Raw genomic sequence first — 18,318 nt, forward strand, 5'->3', positions numbered from 1 at the left:
TCAGGAGGCTCCCTTGCTGAGCTTGCGCCCGGCGAAGGCCACCAGGCGATCCAGCAGCAACCCCACGATGCCCACATAGATGATGGCCAGAATGATCTGGCTGGAGCTGGCGTCACCGCCGGCGTTGTAGGCATCCCAGATGAAGTAGCCGATACCCCCATCGGCCTTCAGCATTTCGGCGGCCACGATGGCCAGCCAGGCCAAACCCACAGCGATGCGAAGTCCGGCGAATACATAGGGGATGGTCGAAGGTATGACAATGTCCTTGATGTAGGCCTTCTTAGGAAGCTTCAGCACCCTGGCCACGTTGATGTAGTCCTCGGGGATCTCACGAATGCCGATGGCGGTATTGATGATGATCGGCCAGATCGCCGTAATGAAAATCACAAAGATGGCCGATGTCGTGGAATCCTGGAACACCATGAGCGTGATGGGAAACCAGGCCAGGGGGGGGACGGTCCGCAACACCTGAATCACAGGGTCGAAGCCCTTGCCGAGGAAGCGGTTCATCCCCAGGAGGCCGCCGACGGTGATCCCCACCACAGCGGCCAGCCCGTATCCCAGGGCCACCCGCTGCAGCGAGATCAGGATCTGCCAGGCCAGGCCCTTGCTGGTCCCCCCATCATCGAAAAACGGATGAATGATGTAGGGATCCCAGGTGTCGACAACGACATTGACGGGCCCCGGCAGCCGGCCGACGCCCAGGACCAGGGACAGCAGCTGCCAGACCACCAGAAAGGCGCCGATGCAGATCAGATAGGGCGATAACTGGGCGACCCAGACGGGCGCGATCCGTTTGGGTCGATTGTGTCGGGCGACTGCGCTGGTGGCCATGGGGGAAGGTTGGGAAGCGGCGGGGTGAAGAGGTCTCCGTTGGGAGTGTCTTCAACGTCAGGACATGGCTTTGATCTTCAGGGCGTCCAGGTAGGCCTTCGGATTCTCCGGGTCGAAGACGACCCCGTCAAAGAAGGTTTCCTTGCCCCGTGAATCACTGGCCGGAATGGCCTTGTCCTGCCCGATCGCCTTGGCCGCTTCCTTCCAGAGATCGGCGCGGTTGACCTGGTTGACCAGGGCGTCGATGTCGGTGCTGGCGGGGAGATAGCCCCAGCGCATGTCCTCAACGACGAACCATTGGTCGTGGCTCTTGAACGGGAAGGAGGCGTTCTCGCTCCAGAAGCGCATGCGATAAGGGCTGTCGGTCACGACACGGCCGTCGCCGAAGTCGAAGTTGCCGGCCAGGCGGGGCTTGATGTCCTCCACGCTGGCTTTGAAGTACTTGTCCTTTGAGGTGATTTCACAGAGCTCGTCGAGGTTGGCGGGGTCTTCGCACCACATCTGGGCTTCCAGGACCGCCTTCAGCAGGGCCTGGGTGGCCTTGGGGTTCTTCGCGACCCAGTCGGCACGCATGGAGAAGGATTTCTCGGGGTGGAACTTCCAGAGTTCACCCGTGACCGCGGCGGTGTAGCCGAGCTTCTTGTTGACGAGGCGCTGGTTCCAGGGCTCGCCGACGCAGAAGGTGTCCATGGTGCCGGTCTGCATGTTGGCCACCATCTGGGGCGGGGGGACCACCACCAGGTCGGCGTCCTTGTTGGGGTCGATGCCGTTGGCGGCCAGCCAGTAGCGCATCCACAGGTCGTGGGTGCCGCCAGGGAAGGTGACCGCGGCCTTGAACTTCCTGCCGGTCTTGGCCGTGGCGGCCACGGCATCGGCGAGACCCGCCTTGTTGTCGATGGTGAGCTTGTTGGCCAGAAAGTCCTTCGAGACCGACAGGCCCTGTCCCTGGAGATTCAGCCGGGCCAGGGTGGCCATCGGCAGCGGCTGCTTGCTCTTGGTGATCTTGCCTGCCGCCAGCAGCAGGGGCATCGGCGTGAGGATGTGGGCACCCTCGATGCCGCCGCCCGCTCCTCCCAATTCCAGGTTGTCGCGGGTGACGGCCCAGGAGGTCTGCTTCATCACCTTCACCTCCGGCATGCCGTGTTTGGCGAAGAAGCCCTTCTCCTTGGCAATGATCAGCGGAGCGGCGTCGGTGAGGGCGATGAAGCCGAGGGACACGCCGGTGACTTCAGGGGCATCGCTGCCACCACCAGCCGGTGCGGGGGTGGCCGCTTCCTTGGTGCCACCACAGGCACTGAGCCAGATGGCGCCGGCCGTGGTGCCGGCGGCGGTGATCAGGAATTGGCGACGGGAAAGGTTGGACATGGAGCCAAGGGAGTGCCAGGGAGGACCGGAGGAAGGCACCTGCAGGTGCATGTGTTCTCAGGACGGGCCTCACAACAAAGCGCACCGTGCTGGCGAAGGTTGGGTGGCTGGCGCAAAGGCTGACCAGACACGATTCAAGAGACCACGGCGACAGCTTCCTCCAGAGTCGCGTTGGTTACCGATTCGCAAGTTGGCGACGCAGGCGTTCGCCGCTGCGGGCCAGCAGCAGGCCCGTGGCCCGTTCCAGGGCGTCTTCGAGGCGCTCGAACCGCCCGGCGAACCACAGGTAGGCCGCCACGTTCCAGCGCAGCGCCGGCATCAGGGCGCCTTCGCCGCAGAGGGCTTCCAGGGCCTGCGATCGCCAAAGCTGGAGGCCCTGCCAGGGCACCTCGGCGCTGGTGATGCCGTGGTCGCGGGGGTGGAGCAGGATGCGCTGGGTGGCTCCCTGGCGCACCCGGGCGGTGATGCCGGCGCGGGAGGTGGGCAGGTCGGTGGAGCCCTCCAGTCCCTTCACCGTCAGCAGGTCGGTCTCGTCGCAGTCCTGCAGGGCCTGCCAGGCGCGGGTCTCGGTGGGGGGATGGACGAAGCCGCTCACCAGCAGGTGCTCCCCACGGTGCGGCGTCCACAGCAACTCCAGGCTCGCCACCGGCGGCCGTTTGCCGATGGCGTCCCTCACCGGCACCAGGCGTTCGGCCCAGGGGAAATGGTCGGGCTGGTGGGTGAGGGCCAGCCCATGGCGGTCGAGGCGGTGCTGCACCGCGCTCAGCGGCAGGCCGGTCGAGGGGATGCCGATCGCCTCGAACAGCTCGGCCAGGGTGACGCCGAACTTCACCGGCATCGGGTCGCCGCCGTGCAGCACCACCGGCAGATCGTCGCTGGCCAGCACCAGGGCCACCAGGGGCAACAGCGGTGCGGTGCGGCTGCGGCCGTCGTAGGGCACCCCGAAGCAGAGTGGTCGCCGCCCGGGGGTTTCCAGCACCGGGCCGCAACGGCGGTAGCTGTCGAGCATGCCGGAGAGCTCGGTGGGGTGGGGGCGCCGGATGCGGTGGGCGATCAGGAAGGCCCCCATCTGGGCGTCATCGACCAGCCCGCGGAGCATCAGGTCCATCGCCTCAGCGGCCTGCTGGCGATCCAGGCCGGTGCTGGTGTGTTCGCCGCTGCCCACCTTGCCGATCAGCTCACGGAAGCGGGCCCGCTCAGGGCCGAGCGCCCGCAGGCGGACCTGGCGTCGATCCGAAGCGGCGTCGGGCCCCAGGCTGGCCGGTTCTGGTAACAGTGACGACATGGGCGGACAGTTCCATGGCGGAAACTAAGCCCTTGTTGATCGGTGGGTCGGCGCAGCTTTCCCTGGCGCTCCCCGACAGACGATCGTTCCCGACGGCGCAGCTCTCATCGGCGTCCCGGCCTTAGACGACCCCCCGAGGGTTTCTCTGCGTCCTCCTGCCTGGCAGGGATCCTCCGCATGGTCGCCATGCGGACCGCCGCTTCCGCATGAACAGCACCGACACCAGCACCGAGCTCACCACGCCGCCAGCGCCCAGCCTCAGCAAGGTGGAACAGGCCAAGGCGGATCTCTGCGGCCTGGATCTGGCCCCCCGGCTGGCGGAACTGGCCGCGGCGGGCTGGGACAGCCTGGATGAGGCCACCCTGACGATCCGGCTGAAGTGGCTGGGGATCTTCTTCCGCCCCGTCACCCCCGGTCGCTTCATGGTGCGCCTGCGGCTGCCCAATGGTGTGATCGACGCCGAGCCGCTGGAGCTGCTGGCCGATGCGGTCGACCGCTGCGGTGACCACGGCAGCGCCGACATCACCACCCGCCAGAACCTGCAGCTGCGGGGCCTGTTGCTGGAGGACATGCCACCCCTGCTGGCGGCGATGGAGCGTGTGGGCCTCACCAGCCGCCAGTCGGGCCACGACAACCCCCGCAACATCACCGGCAACCCCCTGGCCGGCCTCGATCCGGAGGAACTGGTCGACACCCGGCCACTGGTGGACGCCATCCAGGCCCGGCTGCTGGCCGACGACGGCCCCCGCAACCTGCCGCGCAAGTTCAACGTGGCGGTGGGTGGCGCCCCCGACAGCTTCCTGCTGCACAACGACCTGGCCTTCCTGCCGGCGCCCCACCCGCAGGATCCGGCCGCGCCCCTCGGTTTCACGGTGATGGTGGGCGGCTTTTTCTCGGCCCAGCGCAACGAACTGGCCGTTCCCCTCGGCCTCTGGCTGCGGCCCGACCAGCTGCCCGCCTTCACCCTGGCCCTGCTGCGCCATTACGACGCCCACGGCAACCGGGTCCAGCGCAACAAAAGCCGGCTGATGTACCTCATCGATGGCCTGGGGCTGGAGGCCTACCGCGCCGCCGTGGTGGCGGCCTATCAGGAGCTGGCCGGGGAATCAGCGCCGGCGCCCCTGCCCCACGATGGCCGCCATCTGGTGGTGCGGGCCCCCCGCGACGGGCTGGGAGTCCAGGCCCAGAAGCAGGCGGGCCTGCATTGGGCGGGGCTGCATGTGCCGATGGGGCGCCTCGACGCCAGCTCCATGCTCGAGCTGGCCCGCCTGGCCCGCACCTACGGCAGCGGTGAGCTGCGCCTCACCGAGGCCCAGAACGTGCTGATCGTGAATGTGCCGACCGACCGCCTCGGGGCCCTGGAGGCCGAACCCCTGCTGGAACGGTTCCGCCTGGAGCCCGGCGCCCTGCAGGCCGAAGCGGTGAGCTGCACGGGCAGCCGCTACTGCAGCTTTGCTCTGATCCCCACCAAGCGCACCGCCCAGGCGGTGCTCGACGAACTGGAGCGGCGGCTGGAGCTGCCCGAGGCCGTGCGCAGCCACTGGACCGGCTGCCCCAACGCCTGCGGCCAGCCCTACATGGGCCAGATCGGCCTGATGGGGGCCAAGGCCCGCCAGGACGGCCAGCTGGTGGAGGCGGCCAAGATCTTCCTGGGGGGGCGCCTGGATCAGGACCCGCAGCTGGCCGAGCTGCACGAGAAGGCGGTGCCCCTCTCCGAGCTCGCGGATGTGCTGGAAGGGTTGCTGGTGGAACGCTTCGGCGCCCGGCGGCGGTCCGCACCGTGACGGCCTCGTGACCGCCGCTCTCGCCGCCTGGGATCCCCTGCAGTTGCCCGCCAGCGGCAGCCCCGAGCGCTGGCCCTGGCTGCAGGGCCTGCGGCGGGCCCAGGACCTTGACCTGGAGCCCTGGCTGCAGGCGGTGGAGGCCGGCCAGCTGCGGCCCGCCCTGGATCTGCTGGGCGCCCTGGCGGATTGGCTCGATGGCCCGGCGGCGGCCCGGCTGCTGGTCTGGTGGCTGGCTGAGCCCGCCGCCGATCCGGCCCTGCTGGCCGTGATCGGCCGCCGCCGCCATCCCCGTTGCCGAGTCCTGTTGCGGCAGGCCCTGGAGGGAGACAGCCCTGGCGCTGGGCGGATCGAGCTGTTGCTGCCGCTGCTGGGCCACCAGCGCGATCCCGAGGATTTCCAGCTGCTGCGGCAGCGGGCCCTGGCCCCCCTGCCGCTGCAGCAGCGCCGGGCCGCCCTGGAGGGCCTGGCGGTGGGGCTCGCCGCCTGGCCGGCGGCCCCACTGCGGCAGACCCTGTGCCATCTCATCGGGGATCTCGATCCCGCCCTGGCGGCCACGGCCGTGGACCTGCTGGCCCGTCTGCCGGCGGGCCGGGGGGACCTGGCCGGTCTTGATCGGGGCCGGCTGGCCCCGGAACTGGCGCAGCGAGTGGAGCGGCGCCTCGCAGGGGCCGGTGGGGTCACGGCCGCCGGGCGATCATGGAATCCACCCCAGCGCCCATGAGGCGAGGCCGATGTTCCGTCACCTGCTGGTGCCCACCGACGGCTCCGATCTCTCCGACGGCACCATCCGGCGGGCGGTGAGCTACGCCAGCGAGACCGGCGCGACCATCACCTTCCTGCACGTGCTCGCCAACCTGGCGATGCCACCCCAGGGCTCCCTCTACGGCGATCCGGTGTTGCTCGATCCTGCCGTGGTGGCGCAGTTCAGCCGGGCGGAGCGGGCCTACGCCGCCGGGCTGCTGGAGCGGGCCCGCGCCCTGGCCGAGGCGGCGGGCGTCCGCTGCGACACGGCCGTGGGCGATCACCCCGTCGTCTACGAGGCGATCATCGAGGCCGCCAGCCGCCATGGCTGCGACCTGATCTTCATGGCCTCCCATGGCCGTCGCGGTCTCGCCGGGCTGCTGCTGGGCAGCGAGACCCAGCGGGTGCTGACCCACTCCGACCTGCCCGTGCTGGTGTTTCGGAGCCCGGAGCCCGCCGCCGGCAACGATCAGGAGGCTCCCTCGGCCCCGACCGCGCCGGCCTGCTGAAGGCGCCAGCGGCGCACCACCTCCGCCACACCCAGGCCCTCGAGGTCGACCTGGGCATTGAGGCGCTGCATCGTGGCGGCGGGGATGCGGCCGGCCAGCGCCTCGATCACCGGCACCAGTTCCGGCCGCCGCCGCAGGGTGGCCGCGTTGAACACGGGTACGGCTTCGTAGGGCGGGAAGTAGTGGCGGTCGTCCCGCAGCTGTTGCAGGTCGAGGGCGGGGATCAGGCCGTTGGTGGTGTCGCCGGCGATCAGGTCGAGCCGCCCCTCGGCCAGGGCCCGGTAGGTGAGGCCCAGATCCATCGCCTCGGGCGGCTGGGCGAAGCGCAACCCGTAGCTCCGGGCCAGGCCGGCGAAGCCATCCGGCCGGTTGAGGAATTCGTAGCCGAAGCCCGCCCGCCAGCGGGGGGTGTGGGGGGCCGCCTCGCTGATCGTGGCGATCCCCAGCCGGCGCGCCTCAGCGCGGCGCACCAGGATCGCGAAGCTGTTCTCGAACCCCAGGGAGGGGAACAAGGTGAGCCCGAAGCGCTCGCCATACAGCCGGCGCGTCTGCTCGAACACCCGCCGCGCCGGATCGGGCGTGTCCGGCGGCGGCAGCGGCTGGTCAAGCAACGTGGTCCAGGCGGTACCGGTGTATTCCACGTAACCGTCGATGCGGCCGCTGCGCACGGCGGCGTGGATCAGGCCGGTGCCCCCCAGGCCGAAGTCCCGCTTCACCTTCAGCGGCGTGCTGGCCTCGATCTGCTGGGCCAGCAGTTCCCCCAGGATCAGCTGCTCGGTGAAGCTCTTGCTGCCGATCCGCACCGTGCCGGCGCCGCTGGCCGGCAGCAGCCGCAGCGCCAGCACGGCCCCGAGGGCCAGGCCCGCCAGGATCCAGGCGAGCCCCCGTCGCCGGCCGCCGCTGGGACCCTTGGCACGGGGCTGGGCCAGCCGTCGTTCCAGCAGGCCCAGGCCGCCATCGGCGAGCAGGGCGATCGCGGCGGCCGGCAGGGCCCCGGCCAGGATCAGGCCGTTGTTCACCGTGGCGATGCCCCGGAAGATGAACACCCCAAGGCCGCCGGCGCCGATGGCCGCGGCGATCGTGGCCACACCTACGCCGATCACCGTGGCCACCCGGAGGCCGGCCATCAGGGTGGGCAGGGCCAGGGGCAGCTCCACGTGCAGCAGCACCTGGCGCCCGCTGAGTCCGAGGGCTTGGCCGGCCTGCTTCAGCCCCGGGGGCACCTGGGCCAGGCCGGTGACCAGACCCCGCAGCAGGGGCAGCAGGGCGTAGAGGGTGAGGGCCACGATCGCCGGTGTGGTGCCGATGCCCCCCAGCAGCGGCACGGTGAGCAGCAGCCCGAAGATCGCCAGGCTCGGCACCGTCTGCACGGTGCTGGCCACCGCCAGCACCGGCCCGGCCCAGTGGGGCCGGCGGCTGATCCACAGGCCCAGCGGCAGGCTGATCGCCAGGGCCAGGCCGATGGCGCTGCCCACCAGCAGCAGGTGCTCGCCGCTGCGCTGCAGGATCTCCCCCGCCAGGGCGCCGTCCCACCAGGCCGGCGGCCACGGGCCGCTCATGGCGCTTCGGCCGCTGTCAGGGCCCGGGTGGCCCAGAACAGGGGCACACTCACGCCGATCAGCAGCAGGGCCCAGCTGCTGTTGGCGGTGTCGTTGAGCAGGGCGCCGACCAGGAAGGCGATCGACCCCACCAGCACGATGGCGGTGCTCCACGGGTGGCCCCAGGCCTTGAACGGCCGTGGCCGCTCCGGCTCCCGCCGGCGCAGCACGAACAGGCAGACGATCCCCACCAGGTAGAGGCTCACGTAGAGGAACGCCGCCAGCCCGAGCAGGATCGTGAAGTCGCCGGCGAGCACCAGCAGGGCCGAGGCCAGGCTGGTGAGCACCAGGGCCACGGTGGGGGTGCCGCCCCGGTTGACCCGGTCGACCAAGGGGCTGAACAGCTTGTCGCGGCTGAGGCCGTAGAGGATGCGGGGGGCGCCCATGATCGAGGCGTTGATCAGGCCCGCCAGGGACACCAGGGCCAGGACGGTGATCGCCTGGCCGCCGAAGGCGCCGAACAGCAGGGCGGCCGCATCCGCCACCGGCAGGCTGGAGACGGCGATCACCTTCAGGGGCAGCACCCGCAGCAGGGCCAGGTTGAACAGGGTGTAGAGGACGATCACGGCCAGCACACCGCCGATCAGGGAGCGGGGCAGGTCCTCCTGGGGTTCGCTGAACTCCTCGGAGAAGTAGATGGGGCTGTGCCAGCCGTCGTAGGTGGTGACGATCGCCTGCAGGGAGAACACCAGCGCCACCGCCAGACCCATCCAGCCCGCCGGGGTGGCCAGGGCCGTTGCAGGGGTGGAGATCGCCGCGCCGGCAGCGGCGCGGGTGTCGGGGCCGCCCAGCAGGAAGCAGGCCGCCACCACCGCCAGGAAGGCGAGCGCCTTGGCCAGGCTGAGCAGCTTCTGGCTGCCGCTGCCGGCCTCCACTCCCAGCAGCTGGATGAGGGTGAACAGGGCCACCACCGCCAGCCCCACCAGCTTCCCGGGCAACTCCAGGCCCGGCAGCAGGAACAGCGTGTACTCGCCGATGGTGATCGCCACCCAGGCGATGCCGGTGCAGTGGCCGATCCAGTCCATCCAGCCCACGCTGAAGCCGGCGGCATCGCCGAAGCAGCGACGGGCGTAGACGTACCAGCCGCCGGCCAGGGGCAGGCTGGCCCCCAGCTCCGCCACGGCGATGGCGCCGAGCAGGGCATAGAGGCCGCCGGCCAGCCAGGCCGCCAACACCCAGGGGCCGCTGCCCAGCTGGGCGGCCACCAGGCCGGGGGTGCGCAAAATGCCGGCTCCGATGGTGCCACCCACCGCGCCGGCGATGCCGAAGGTCACCCCCAGCACGTTGAGCAGGCGGCCCGGCGACTCCAGCTCCGGGGAGACCGGATCGGGGGGAGCGGAGCGGGTCAGGAGGCGATCACCCGTTCCAGCAGGGCGTGGAGCTCGTCCAGTTCGTGGCGGCTCAGCAGCCAGTCCCCCTGCTGATCCTTGGTGACGCGGGCCTCGATGATCCAGCCGTCCTCCGTGCGCGCGATGGCGAAGTGGGGGGACTGCAAAGGGTCGACCATGGGCGGGCGGGAAAAAGACGGTACCTCTTGCTTAGCCAGATCCGCCAGTAACGGCGGTGGACCCAGCTGCTCGAGCCGGAACGCGGCGCCGTAGCTGGGGGTGGGCTGCTGGGAATAGAAGCGGGCGGCGGCGGGCCGGCCCAGGCGGCGGCGGGCGCTGGCCACCAGGGCGGCGGCCCGGCTGCGGCCTCGCAGGGCCTGCAGCACCAGTGTCTGCAGCCAGTCGGGCGGGGTGCTCCAGCCCAGGGCCACGCAGGTCTGGCCATCCAGCAGGCCCAGCAGCCCCCGCCGCAGGGCGGGGCGCAGGGGTGCGGGCCAGTCGGCCAGCAGCATGGCCCGGGTGGCCTCGGCGATGCGCCGGTTGGTGGCGGCCGGGGCGAAGGCCTCCCGCTCCACCCGCTCGTTCAGGGCCAGCAGTGCCGCGAGGCTGTCCGGCAGGTTCGCGATCCCCATCCGTTCGCCCACCCCGCACCAGAAGCGGAACAGGTGCTCCTGCTCCAGGGGGGTCAGGGGCCGCCAGCCGTAGCGGGCCAGCCAGCGGATCGGCTCGGCCACGAAGGTGGAGAGCACATAGAGGAAATCGTCGTTGCTGATCGCGTAGTGGCCATGGATGCGGTTCATGCGCTCGATCACCGCGGCCCCGGCCGGGCTGCCGGGGCCATGGCGCAGCAGTTCAGCCACCATCAGGCCCGTGTCGTCGTAACGCTTGCGCGGCCGGCGCTCGAACTCCCCGGTGCGGGCCAGCAGTCCGGAGATGGAGGGCACGCAGAAGGTCTTGAGCAGGGCCAGCTCCAGGGCCTGGGTGAGGTCCCAGGCAAACAGCTCGCCCGCCAGCCGATGGGCGGTGGCTTCGGCGGCCCGGAGGGTCGCGTCGGCGCCTGAGGAGTCGGTGGGGGAGGGCATCGGGCAGGGATCAGAAGCGGGAGCCGGGCTGCTGCAGGAACGCCAGCCCCTTGCTGGTACTGGGCCGGCCGAGGACCCGGTTGCGATGGGGAAAGCGACCGAAGCGGGCGATCACGTCCAGGTGGCGGCGGGCGAAGTCGGCGGTGCGGGCGTCGGTGTGCTGCTCGAACAGGGGCAGGCCCAGCTCCTGCAGGGCCAGATCCTCACTGTGCATCAGGGGCATCAGCCAGAACGGCCGCCGCCCAGGGCCTGCTCGGTGAGCGCAGCGAAGCGTTCCCGCACGACCCGGTCGCCCTCGGGGCCGGGCCGGAACCAGGCGGAGGGGGGAATCTCTTCAAACCAGAAGTGCAGCACCTCCTCCGGGGTCGGCATGGTTCAGGCGAGGAAACGGCTCAGAAGAAAGGGAAGCACCATCAGCAGCAGCGCCACGATCAGCAGGACGGCAAGGTTGCTGAGGCCGTAGGGGATCACCATCAGGAGCACCCCACAGCCCAGGGCTACCGCGTGGGCCTGCTTCTTGCCGTAGATCGCGTAACCCAGACCGACCGAGCTGATCAACAGCGCCAACAGTTGGCCGAGGCTCGGATCACTGCGCATGGATCCTGGCCTGAACCGACGGACCCCCCCATGCTGGGGCTCCCAACGCTGTCCTGCCCACCCATGACCCACCTGGTGGTGCTCCAGCACCTGGAGCGGGAAGGCCCGGGTCGCTTCGCCGAGGAGGTGAGCCGCCGGGGCTGGACGCTGACGGTGTGCCGGCCCGACCGGGGGGAGCCCCTGCCCCGGCTTGGCCCCGACCAGGCCCTGCTGGTGCTGGGCGGACCGATGGGCGTCGCTGACATCGGCTCGCCGTCGTTCCCCTGGCTGGCGGGGGAGGTGGCCCTGCTGCGGGAGTGCCTGGCGTGCGAGCGCCCGGTGATCGGCCTGTGCCTGGGGGCCCAGCTGCTGGCCGTCGCCGCCGGCGGCCAGGTGGTGCCGCTGATGGCGGGGGAGCCCCCCGTGCGCGCCTACGAGGTGGGCTGGGGACCGGTGACCTGGACCCGGGCGCAGGGGCAGGAACCGGTGCTCGCCGGGCTCGGGGATGCCATACCGGTGTTGCATTGGCACGGCGATCGGATCCGGCTGCCCGCCGCGGCCACCCTGCTGGGGTCAACGCCCCTTTGCGCCGAGCAGCTGTTCCGGATCGGCCACCACGCCCATGGGCTCCAGTTCCACGTGGAGGTGACGGACGCCGCCCTGCAGACCTGGCTCGATGAGGACGGCGACTACGTGCGGTTGGCGCTCGGGCCGGACGGGGTCGAGCAGGTGCGGGCCGGCCAGGCCCGCTGGGGGGAGCAGGGGGAGCGCCAGGGGCGACGGCTGATCAACAACCTGCTGGATCGGGCCAGTGCCCTGCTGGGGGGCTATCCCCTGCTGTGAGCGCGAGCCCGTCGGCCAGTTGGCGGCGCCGCTGCTCCACCGCCCCATCCTCCAGCAGCCGCTCCGCCAGGGTCAGCCCCGCCTGGAGGCTCTCGCTGATTCCGGCCCGCCAGAGCAGGAAGCCAGCGTTCCAGATCAGCCCCGCCGCCAGGGGCCCCGAGGCGGCCAGGGCCTCCCGGGCCTGGCCCTGCCACTGCGCCACGCTCTCCAGCGGCACCTCGGGCGCCCCCAGGCCGTGGTCGCGGGCCCGCAGGATCAGCCGTTCAGAGTCTCCCCCCGCTCCCGCCTGGCGGTGGGAGGCGATGGCCACCCGGTTGGTGGGCAGTTCCACGCCCCCCTCCATCCCCTTGATCAGCAGCAGTTCGTGCTGGCCGGTGGCGGCGAGCGCCTCGCGGGCCAGCCGTTCGGTGGGGGCATGGACGAAGCCGCTGACCTGCAGATGGGGCCCGTCGTGGCAGCTCCACAGCAATTCGAGGGTGGCGATCGGCGGGCGCTTGCCGATCTGCTCCCGCACCGGCACCAGCCGCTCGGCGGCCGGGAAGTGCGCCGGCTGGTGCATCAGGGCCAGCCCTTCCTGGGCGAAGCGGCGGTTCACCGCGCTCCAGGCCAGGCCGCGGCGGTCAAGGTCGAGGGCGGCCAGGGCCTCGGCCGTGGTGAAGCCGTACTTCACGGGCATCGGGCCGCCGCCATGCAGCACCACCCCGACGCCGGCCGTCACCAGCAGCAGGGCCACCAGGGGCAGCAGCGGGGCGGAACGGCTGCGGCCATCGAAGGGCACCCCGAAACTGAGCACCCGCCGCGGCGTCGTCGCCAGCCGGGGTCCCCGCTGCCGGTAGCTGTCCAGCAGGCCGGCCAGCTCCTGGGGCTCAGGACGCCGCAGGCGATGGGCGATCAGGAAGGCACCCGCCTGGGCGTCCGTGCAGCGACCGTTGAGCAGGAGATCGAGGGCTTCGCTGGCCTCGGCCCGGCTCAGGGCCCGGCCGCTGCGTTCGCCGCTGCCCAGGGCGGCGATCAGCTCGCGGCAGCGGCAGCGGTCGGGCCCCAGGGCGTCCCCGTGCTGCTGACGCCGCTGCGGTGTCCATTCGCCCCCCGGGCTCAGCGTCGACATGCGCGGCGGCCTCCATAGGGTGATCCCTAGGCTGAGGGGTATGCGCCGGATCATCGCAAGCCCCCTTCTGCTGGTGGTGCATGGCCGTGCCGGTGGCCTGATCCCCGCCGAACTGCAGGACCTGGCCCGTCAGCTGGAAGAGGGTCGTGGGGCGCCTGTGGGACTGGAAGCGCTCACCGCAGGCGAACCCCCGGCCCTGCCGGCCAGCAGCAGCGCAACCCCCCTGCTGCTGGTGCCCCTGTTCCTCCTGCCCGGCAGCCATGTGCGCCGGGACGTGCCGCGGATCGCCGCCCGTTGCCGCCAGTGCGGGCCGTTGCGGAGCCTGCCGTTTCTGGGCTCCTGGCCCGCCTGGCAGGGGGCCCTGGCCGCCGAGCTGGCGGCCCTGAAGGCGCCGGCTGACGCGCCCGCAGGGGATGGGCCCTGGCTGTTGCATCACCCCCTGGAGGGGCCGCTGGGGGCGGCGTTCCTGGCCCACCTCGAGGCTGTCACCGGTGGCCGCTGCCGCGCCACTCCATACACTGCCCCCAACCCCGCGGACGCTCCGCTGCCCCTGCCTGGCCCCGCCCTGCCCCTGGCCCTGGCGGCCAACCGGCTCACCGACGCCCTGCCGTCGCCGCTGGGCGTGCCGTTGCTGCAGCGGCCCCGGTTCCGGGCCGTGCTGCTGGAGGCGCTGATGGCGCTGCCATGACGGACGCGACCCTGGCCCCGGTGGCGAACGACGGCCCCGGGACGGTGTATCTGGTGGGGGCCGGCCCCGGCGATCCCGACCTGCTCACCCTGCGGGCCCACCGGCTGCTGCAGCAGTGCGACGCCCTCGTCTACGACTCCCTGGTGCCCACCGCCCTGCTGGATCTGGTGCCAGAGGGGTGCGAGCGCCATTTCGTGGGCAAGCGCCGCGGCCACCATTCGGTGCCCCAGCCCAGCACCAACGCCGTGCTGCGCGAACTGGCCGGCCGCCGCAGGCTGATCGTGCGCCTCAAGGGCGGCGATCCGTTCCTGTTCGGCCGCGGCGGTGAGGAGGCGGCGCACCTGGCGGCCCATGGGATCCCGGTGCAGGTGGTGCCCGGGGTCACGGCCGGCATCGCCGCCCCCGCCTACGCCGGCATTCCGGTCACCCACCGGCGGGCGGGTTCGAGCGTCACCTTCGTGACGGGCCATGAGGAGATCGACAAGCGCCGTCCAGGCGTCGACTGGCGCGGCCTGGCCCGCAGCAGCGACGGCCTGGTGATCTACATGGGCCTGCACAACCTGCGCCACATCATCGCGGAGCTGATCGCCGGGGGCCTGCCGCCAACCACCCCCGCCGCCGTGATCCAGCAGGGCACCGTGCGGGGCCAGCGGCAGCTGGTGGCCACCCTGGCCGTGCTGGCCGACCGGGTGGAGGCCGAGGCGTTCGCCTCGCCATCGATCGTGGTGGTGGGCGCGGTGGTGGAGGAGCGGGTGCCGTCCTGTGCGCCGTCGCCCGCCGATGTGGCGATGCCGATCCCCTTCTGAGCCACCCCAGCCGGGACGGGCGCCATGCTGGTGCCTTGCCCGATCCCATCAGCCCCGGCATGAGCCAGCCAGGCCTTTCCCATCTCAACGCCGCCGGTCAGGTGCACATGGTGGAGGTGGGCGACCGGCCCGCCAGCGACCGCCGCGCCGTGGCCGAGGGCCACATCACCATGGTGCCCGAGGTGCTGGCCCTGGTGCTGGAGGGTCGGGCGGCCAAGGGGGACGTGCTGGCGGTGGCCCGGGTGGCGGCGATCCAGGGCGCCAAGCGCACCTGGGAGCTGATCCCCCTGTGCCACCCGATCGCCCTCACGGGCCTGGAGGTGCTGATCGAGCCCAGCGCCGATGGCAGCGGCCTGCGGCTGCAGGCCAGCGCCCGCACCAACGGATCCACCGGCGTGGAGATGGAGGCGCTGACGGCGGTGCAGGTGGGCCTGCTGACCCTCTACGACATGGTCAAGTCGGCCGATCCAGCCATGACCATCGGCCCGGTGCGGCTGTTGCGCAAGGAAGGGGGGCGCCGGGGCCCTTGGGTGTACCCCGATGCCCAGGGTCCAGCCGGTGAGTCCGATGGCTGAGCCGTTCCCCCGCGAAGGCCTGCCCCTGGAGGAGGCGCGCCGCTTGGTGCTGGCGGCGCTCACGCCGCTGGCGGGCCGTGAGCGGCTGCCCCTTGCGCAGTGCCTGGGCCGGGTGAGCGCCGAGCCGGTGCGGGCTCCCGAGGCCGTGCCGGGATTCCGGGCCTCGATCATGGATGGTTATGCCATCGCCGAAGCCGAGCCCCCCGGCGCGGGCCGCCGCTGGCGTCTGGTGGGCCGTTCCGCCCCCGGGGCCCCCTACGGAACGGTGCTGGTGGCGGGGGAAGCGATCCGGATCCTCACCGGCGCCCCCCTGCCGGAGGGGGCCCAGCGGGTGCTGCCCCAGGAGCTGGTGACCCCCGATCCTGGCGCCGACAGCCTGGTGCTCACCGGGGAGGCGGGGCCCAACCCCTGGATCCGCGCCCCTGAGGAGGAGGCTGCCGCCGGCGACGCATTGCTGCTCGCCGGCGTGCGCCTGGGGCCTGCTGCCCTGGGTCGGCTCGCCAGCTGCGGTGTGGCGACGCTGCTGGTGAGCGCCCAGCCCCGGCTGGGGCTGCTGATCAGCGGTGATGAGCTGGTGGCGGCCGGCGCGGCGCGGGGGCCGGGCCAGATCTGGGAGAGCAACGGCACCCTGCTGCGGGCCCTGCTGGCGCGGCTCGGCTATCCCGTCACCGAGCAGCGGGTGGTGGCCGACGATCCGGCCGCCCTGCATCGGGCGCTGCTGGAGCTGGCCAGCGGCTGCGACGTGGTGGTGAGCACTGGCGGGGTGTCGGCCGGAGACAGCGACTGGATCCGGCCCCTGCTGGCCGAGCTGGGGGAGGTGGGCTTCTGGAAGTTGTTCCTCAAGCCCGGCCGACCCTTCGCCTTCGGGCGGCTGGGGCCGCGGCCCTTCTTCGGCCTGCCCGGCAACCCGGTGGCCGCGGCGATCACGGCCCTGCAGCTGCTGTGGCCGGCCCTGCAACGGCTGGAGGGGGGCGAGGTGCTGCTGCTGCCGCGGCTGAAGGTGCGTCTGGCGGCGGCGCTGAAACGGGGTGCCGGCCGGCCCGAACTGGCCCGGGCCCGCTTGCAGGTGGATGGCGACGGTGTCCTGCTGGCGCTGGTGGAGGGGAGCCAGGCTTCCTCCCGCCTCGGTTCGCTGCAGGGGGCCGATCTGCTGCTGGAGATCCCCGCCGAGGCGGGTGCCCTGGAGGCCGGCGCGGAGCTGTGGGCCCAGCTGCTGCGGCTGCCCCTGCTCTGAGTCAGGGCGTGCCGTCGCCGGCGGGCCTGGGGGCGGGGATCGGGGCGCTCAGGCCGTCGATGCTGCGGCGGTTCTTGCGCTGCCAGTAGCGCTCCAGGCCCTCGGGCCCCTTGCGGCGGGCCCAGCTGTCGAGGGCGGTGCGATCCCCCCCGTAGGCGTACGTGGGCACCGCCATGCCGCAGGAGGTCTGGACCCGTTCGATGGCCAGATCAAAGATCTGGCGAGCGCCGGCCAGGGGCTCGAACAGGCCGTAGAGCGCCGCCCAGCCGTCCTCGCCGCACTCCTCGCCGTACTGGATGGTGCGGGCAGTGCCGTAGAGCCGCAGGATCTGGGGCGGGCCCTCGAAGGCGCAGAACATCAGGGTCATGCGCGGGAACGCCTGCACGTGGGCGGCGGTTTCGTTGCCGCTGCCGGTGAGGTTGAGCCAGATCACGCGGCGCTCATCGAGCACCCGCAGCGCATCCCGCCCCTTGGGGGACACGTTGACCGTGCTGTCCGCGGTGGCGGTGCCGACGAAGAAGAGCTTCTGGGTGGCGATGAAGGCGATGTGGTCGGCCGTGAGGGCGTCGCTGGACTGGCCCATGGGACGGGGGCAGGTGGTGGTGGAAGAGATCCTCCGGCAGCTTCCGGGCTGGTGCGGGCGGCCCAGCCCATGGATCACAAGGAACCGGCCGCTCCAGCTGGCCGCCGGGAGGTCCCCCAGGGACGACCGGTGCCATGCTGACCCCAGAGTCTGACGTCCGAGTGGCGAGACCATGAAAGTGACCGTTGAGCTTTCAGAGAAAGAGATGGCTGAAATCCTTGATCTCACCGGCGAGCGGAAGAAGGGCCCCGCCATCCGACGGCTTATGGAGGAAGCGTTGCAGCTTCGCCGCCGCGCCTTGATCGCCCAAAGGTTCATCAGCGGCGCGTGGGGCGTCGAACTGGAAACCTTCGAGGCTGACCAGGAGCGCGACTGCCAGCGCGATCTGGGGCTGGCCCCATGACCCTGCTGCTCGACAGCAGCCTGTGGATCGACTTCACCCGGGCCCGCAGCCCGTTGGTGTTGAAGCAGTTCATTGCTCCCTACGTGCTCGATCCCACCACGCACCTGGCGGAACCGGTGCGCTTCGAAGTGCTGCGCTCAGCAAGGCCGCAGGAGGCCCAGCAGCTGGAGGCCCAGTTCGCCGTTCTGCCGTCCCTCCAGACCCCTGCGGATCTGTGGGAACGGGCGATCACTCTCGGCCAGGCCTGCCGCCAGGTCGGCCGTACCGTGCTGAGCCTTGATCTCCTGGTCGCCGCCGTGGCCCTGCATCACAACGCTGTGCTGGTGAGCTTCGATGCCGACTTCGAGGCCATCGCCTCCGTGAGCGAGCTGCGCCTGCAGCGGCTCGAACGCCCTCTCTGAACGATGAACCCACTTCGCCGCCGTGGTGAACGCCAAGTGGTGGACGTGCCCCCTGAGGCCGCCCCCACCCCAGAGACGGCCGATACCCCCCCGCTGCGGCATCGCCCGCCCACTCAGAGGGGGGTGTTTCCGGCCACCCAGGTGCCGCGGCCGCCGCTCCACTCCCGTTTCCAGAAGGGAGCGTGGTGCTTGAGATCCTCCAGCAGCTCCTGGACGCAGCGCAGGGCGGGACCGCGGCGGTCGGCCTGGACGGCCACCAGCACGATGGCTTCCCCCGGCCGCACCCGCCCCACCCGGTGCGCGACCAGCACCGCGCCCGCCCCGTGGCACGCCCCGCAGGCCTCGGCGATGGTTCGCAGCTGGGCCTCGCTCATGCCGGGGTAGTGCTCGAGTTCCAGGGCCTCGAGGGGCTCGCCGCTGGCGGTGGTGGGGCGCACGCGGCCGATGAAGTGGCTTTCCGCGGCCGGGGCGGCTGGGCCCAGGCCGCGCTGCCAGGCGGCCAGCAGCTCCAGCGGCTGGAAGCGTGTCTCTAGCAGCTGCACCGCGATGGGGTGTCCTGGGCTGGGGGTCGGCAT

The 18,318-nt window shown here is 71.6% G+C and carries 22 protein-coding genes; 10 read left to right on the forward strand and 12 right to left on the reverse strand.

All coding sequences use genetic code 11. The annotated features are described in order from the left end of the window. The 3 genes from ntrB to KBZ33_RS02260 form a co-directional block, all read right to left on the reverse strand. Window positions 1-834 carry a nitrate ABC transporter permease gene (gene ntrB, locus KBZ33_RS02250; protein WP_254949972.1) on the reverse strand — a complete coding sequence of 278 codons (834 nt, stop codon included), beginning with the start codon at window positions 832-834 and terminating at the stop codon, window positions 1-3. Window positions 835-891: 57 nt separating this feature from the next. Further along, window positions 892-2,199: a CmpA/NrtA family ABC transporter substrate-binding protein gene (locus KBZ33_RS02255; RefSeq protein WP_254949971.1), complete on the reverse strand. Its 1,308-nt coding sequence runs from the start codon at window positions 2,197-2,199 to the stop codon at window positions 892-894. Window positions 2,200-2,374: 175 nt separating this feature from the next. Further along, window positions 2,375-3,484: an anthranilate phosphoribosyltransferase gene (locus KBZ33_RS02260; protein WP_254949969.1), complete on the reverse strand. Its 1,110-nt coding sequence runs from the start codon at window positions 3,482-3,484 to the stop codon at window positions 2,375-2,377. A gap of 206 nt (window positions 3,485-3,690) precedes the next feature. On the opposite strand from KBZ33_RS02260, the gene KBZ33_RS02265 reads away from it, so the two are divergent. The 3 genes from KBZ33_RS02265 to KBZ33_RS02275 are packed head-to-tail and all read left to right on the forward strand — an operon-like array spanning window position 3,691 to window position 6,518. Further along, window positions 3,691-5,268 (forward strand): ferredoxin--nitrite reductase, encoded by a 1,578-nt coding sequence (locus KBZ33_RS02265; protein WP_254949967.1) that lies wholly within the window; start codon window positions 3,691-3,693, stop codon window positions 5,266-5,268. Window positions 5,269-5,275: 7 nt separating this feature from the next. Then, window positions 5,276-5,989 (forward strand): hypothetical protein, encoded by a 714-nt coding sequence (locus KBZ33_RS02270; protein WP_254949965.1) that lies wholly within the window; start codon window positions 5,276-5,278, stop codon window positions 5,987-5,989. A gap of 10 nt (window positions 5,990-5,999) precedes the next feature. Next, window positions 6,000-6,518, forward strand: a complete 519-nt coding sequence (locus tag KBZ33_RS02275) for a universal stress protein (RefSeq protein WP_254949963.1) — start codon at window positions 6,000-6,002, stop codon at window positions 6,516-6,518. Here KBZ33_RS02275 and KBZ33_RS02280 read toward each other — a convergent pair. The 6 genes from KBZ33_RS02280 to KBZ33_RS02305 all read right to left on the reverse strand — a co-directional run bounded on the left by KBZ33_RS02280 (window position 6,479) and on the right by KBZ33_RS02305 (window position 11,123). Then, window positions 6,479-8,077 carry a glycine betaine ABC transporter substrate-binding protein gene (locus KBZ33_RS02280; protein WP_254949961.1) on the reverse strand — a complete coding sequence of 533 codons (1,599 nt, stop codon included), beginning with the start codon at window positions 8,075-8,077 and terminating at the stop codon, window positions 6,479-6,481. The two genes, KBZ33_RS02275 and KBZ33_RS02280, sit on opposite strands and share 40 nt — an antisense overlap. Then, window positions 8,074-9,399, reverse strand: a complete 1,326-nt coding sequence (locus tag KBZ33_RS02285) for an amino acid permease (RefSeq protein WP_254949960.1) — start codon at window positions 9,397-9,399, stop codon at window positions 8,074-8,076. Before KBZ33_RS02285 ends, KBZ33_RS02280 begins: the two co-directional genes overlap by 4 nt. A 62-nt stretch (window positions 9,400-9,461) precedes the next feature. Next, complete coding sequence (locus KBZ33_RS02290) at window positions 9,462-10,526, reverse strand: oxygenase MpaB family protein (protein WP_254949958.1); 1,065 nt, start codon at window positions 10,524-10,526, stop codon at window positions 9,462-9,464. Window positions 10,527-10,536: 10 nt separating this feature from the next. Further along, a complete protein-coding gene (locus tag KBZ33_RS02295; protein WP_255011480.1) occupies window positions 10,537-10,740 on the reverse strand; it encodes a DUF924 family protein in 204 nt (67 codons plus the stop codon). An 8-nt stretch (window positions 10,741-10,748) separates the two neighbouring features. Continuing rightward, on the reverse strand, window positions 10,749-10,898 hold the full coding sequence (locus KBZ33_RS02300; protein WP_254949955.1) for a DUF924 family protein: 150 nt from the start codon (window positions 10,896-10,898) through the stop codon (window positions 10,749-10,751). 3 nt (window positions 10,899-10,901) lie between these two features. Then, on the reverse strand, window positions 10,902-11,123 hold the full coding sequence (locus KBZ33_RS02305; protein WP_254949953.1) for a hypothetical protein: 222 nt from the start codon (window positions 11,121-11,123) through the stop codon (window positions 10,902-10,904). A 63-nt stretch (window positions 11,124-11,186) separates the two neighbouring features. Between KBZ33_RS02305 and KBZ33_RS02310 the strand changes: the two genes are divergently transcribed. Then, a complete protein-coding gene (locus KBZ33_RS02310) occupies window positions 11,187-11,945 on the forward strand; it encodes a type 1 glutamine amidotransferase (RefSeq protein ID WP_254949951.1) in 759 nt (252 codons plus the stop codon). On the opposite strand, the gene KBZ33_RS02315 is transcribed toward KBZ33_RS02310, so the two are convergent. Beyond that, window positions 11,890-13,053: an anthranilate phosphoribosyltransferase gene (locus tag KBZ33_RS02315; RefSeq protein ID WP_254949949.1), complete on the reverse strand. Its 1,164-nt coding sequence runs from the start codon at window positions 13,051-13,053 to the stop codon at window positions 11,890-11,892. The two genes, KBZ33_RS02310 and KBZ33_RS02315, sit on opposite strands and share 56 nt — an antisense overlap. A gap of 40 nt (window positions 13,054-13,093) precedes the next feature. Here KBZ33_RS02315 and KBZ33_RS02320 point away from each other — a divergent pair, with 40 nt between their 5' ends. From KBZ33_RS02320 to KBZ33_RS02335, 4 genes are read left to right on the forward strand one after another with little or no spacing between them, the layout of a single operon-like run. Beyond that, window positions 13,094-13,741 carry a CbiX/SirB N-terminal domain-containing protein gene (locus KBZ33_RS02320; protein WP_254949947.1) on the forward strand — a complete coding sequence of 216 codons (648 nt, stop codon included), beginning with the start codon at window positions 13,094-13,096 and terminating at the stop codon, window positions 13,739-13,741. Then, window positions 13,738-14,547, forward strand: coding sequence for a uroporphyrinogen-III C-methyltransferase (gene cobA, locus KBZ33_RS02325; protein WP_254949945.1), 810 nt, complete (start codon window positions 13,738-13,740; stop codon window positions 14,545-14,547). The genes KBZ33_RS02320 and cobA overlap by 4 nt, the downstream gene beginning before the upstream one ends. Window positions 14,548-14,606: 59 nt before the next feature. Then, the gene (gene moaC, locus KBZ33_RS02330) at window positions 14,607-15,122 is read left to right on the forward strand and encodes a cyclic pyranopterin monophosphate synthase MoaC (RefSeq protein ID WP_254950218.1); all 516 of its coding nucleotides are present in this window, start codon (window positions 14,607-14,609) and stop codon (window positions 15,120-15,122) included. Continuing rightward, window positions 15,115-16,356: a molybdopterin molybdotransferase MoeA gene (locus tag KBZ33_RS02335; RefSeq protein ID WP_254949943.1), complete on the forward strand. Its 1,242-nt coding sequence runs from the start codon at window positions 15,115-15,117 to the stop codon at window positions 16,354-16,356. The genes moaC and KBZ33_RS02335 overlap by 8 nt, the downstream gene beginning before the upstream one ends. Window position 16,357: 1 nt before the next feature. Here KBZ33_RS02335 and KBZ33_RS02340 read toward each other — a convergent pair whose 3' ends face one another. Beyond that, window positions 16,358-16,939, reverse strand: a complete 582-nt coding sequence (locus tag KBZ33_RS02340; protein WP_254949941.1) for a pyridoxamine 5'-phosphate oxidase family protein — start codon at window positions 16,937-16,939, stop codon at window positions 16,358-16,360. 172 nt (window positions 16,940-17,111) lie between these two features. On the opposite strand from KBZ33_RS02340, the gene KBZ33_RS02345 reads away from it, so the two are divergent. Together KBZ33_RS02345 and KBZ33_RS02350 are read left to right on the forward strand one after the other, a co-directional pair. Further along, window positions 17,112-17,342 (forward strand): hypothetical protein, encoded by a 231-nt coding sequence (locus tag KBZ33_RS02345; protein ID WP_254949933.1) that lies wholly within the window; start codon window positions 17,112-17,114, stop codon window positions 17,340-17,342. Next, on the forward strand, window positions 17,339-17,743 hold the full coding sequence (locus KBZ33_RS02350; protein ID WP_254949932.1) for a PIN domain-containing protein: 405 nt from the start codon (window positions 17,339-17,341) through the stop codon (window positions 17,741-17,743). Before KBZ33_RS02345 ends, KBZ33_RS02350 begins: the two co-directional genes overlap by 4 nt. A 113-nt stretch (window positions 17,744-17,856) precedes the next feature. Here KBZ33_RS02350 and KBZ33_RS02355 read toward each other — a convergent pair whose 3' ends face one another. Then, a complete protein-coding gene (locus tag KBZ33_RS02355) occupies window positions 17,857-18,318 on the reverse strand; it encodes a molybdenum cofactor biosynthesis protein MoaE (protein WP_254949931.1) in 462 nt (153 codons plus the stop codon).

The sequence above is a fragment of the Cyanobium sp. Cruz-8D1 genome, assembly GCF_024345975.1.
GTDB lineage: Bacteria > Cyanobacteriota > Cyanobacteriia > PCC-6307 > Cyanobiaceae > Cyanobium.

Bases quoted from the DNA above. Each gene is read 5' to 3' on its own strand.
- KBZ33_RS02260 (WP_254949969.1), bottom strand. From the start codon at position 3,484: ATGTCGTCACTGTTACCAGAACCGGCCAGCCTGGGGCCCGACGCCGCT.
- KBZ33_RS02320 (WP_254949947.1), top strand. From the start codon at position 13,094: ATGCGCCGGATCATCGCAAGCCCCCTTCTGCTGGTGGTGCATGGCCGT.
- KBZ33_RS02310 (WP_254949951.1), top strand. From the start codon at position 11,187: ATGACCCACCTGGTGGTGCTCCAGCACCTGGAGCGGGAAGGCCCGGGT.
- KBZ33_RS02265 (WP_254949967.1), top strand. From the start codon at position 3,691: ATGAACAGCACCGACACCAGCACCGAGCTCACCACGCCGCCAGCGCCC.
- KBZ33_RS02295 (WP_255011480.1), bottom strand. From the start codon at position 10,740: ATGCACAGTGAGGATCTGGCCCTGCAGGAGCTGGGCCTGCCCCTGTTC.
- cobA (WP_254949945.1), top strand. From the start codon at position 13,738: ATGACGGACGCGACCCTGGCCCCGGTGGCGAACGACGGCCCCGGGACG.
- KBZ33_RS02345 (WP_254949933.1), top strand. From the start codon at position 17,112: ATGAAAGTGACCGTTGAGCTTTCAGAGAAAGAGATGGCTGAAATCCTT.
- moaC (WP_254950218.1), top strand. From the start codon at position 14,607: ATGAGCCAGCCAGGCCTTTCCCATCTCAACGCCGCCGGTCAGGTGCAC.
- KBZ33_RS02350 (WP_254949932.1), top strand. From the start codon at position 17,339: ATGACCCTGCTGCTCGACAGCAGCCTGTGGATCGACTTCACCCGGGCC.
- KBZ33_RS02355 (WP_254949931.1), bottom strand. From the start codon at position 18,318: ATGCCGACCCCCAGCCCAGGACACCCCATCGCGGTGCAGCTGCTAGAG.
- KBZ33_RS02290 (WP_254949958.1), bottom strand. From the start codon at position 10,526: ATGCCCTCCCCCACCGACTCCTCAGGCGCCGACGCGACCCTCCGGGCC.
- KBZ33_RS02335 (WP_254949943.1), top strand. From the start codon at position 15,115: ATGGCTGAGCCGTTCCCCCGCGAAGGCCTGCCCCTGGAGGAGGCGCGC.
- KBZ33_RS02280 (WP_254949961.1), bottom strand. From the start codon at position 8,077: ATGAGCGGCCCGTGGCCGCCGGCCTGGTGGGACGGCGCCCTGGCGGGG.
- KBZ33_RS02275 (WP_254949963.1), top strand. From the start codon at position 6,000: ATGTTCCGTCACCTGCTGGTGCCCACCGACGGCTCCGATCTCTCCGAC.
- KBZ33_RS02340 (WP_254949941.1), bottom strand. From the start codon at position 16,939: ATGGGCCAGTCCAGCGACGCCCTCACGGCCGACCACATCGCCTTCATC.
- KBZ33_RS02255 (WP_254949971.1), bottom strand. From the start codon at position 2,199: ATGTCCAACCTTTCCCGTCGCCAATTCCTGATCACCGCCGCCGGCACC.
- KBZ33_RS02315 (WP_254949949.1), bottom strand. From the start codon at position 13,053: ATGTCGACGCTGAGCCCGGGGGGCGAATGGACACCGCAGCGGCGTCAG.
- ntrB (WP_254949972.1), bottom strand. From the start codon at position 834: ATGGCCACCAGCGCAGTCGCCCGACACAATCGACCCAAACGGATCGCG.
- KBZ33_RS02305 (WP_254949953.1), bottom strand. From the start codon at position 11,123: ATGCGCAGTGATCCGAGCCTCGGCCAACTGTTGGCGCTGTTGATCAGC.
- KBZ33_RS02300 (WP_254949955.1), bottom strand. From the start codon at position 10,898: ATGCCGACCCCGGAGGAGGTGCTGCACTTCTGGTTTGAAGAGATTCCC.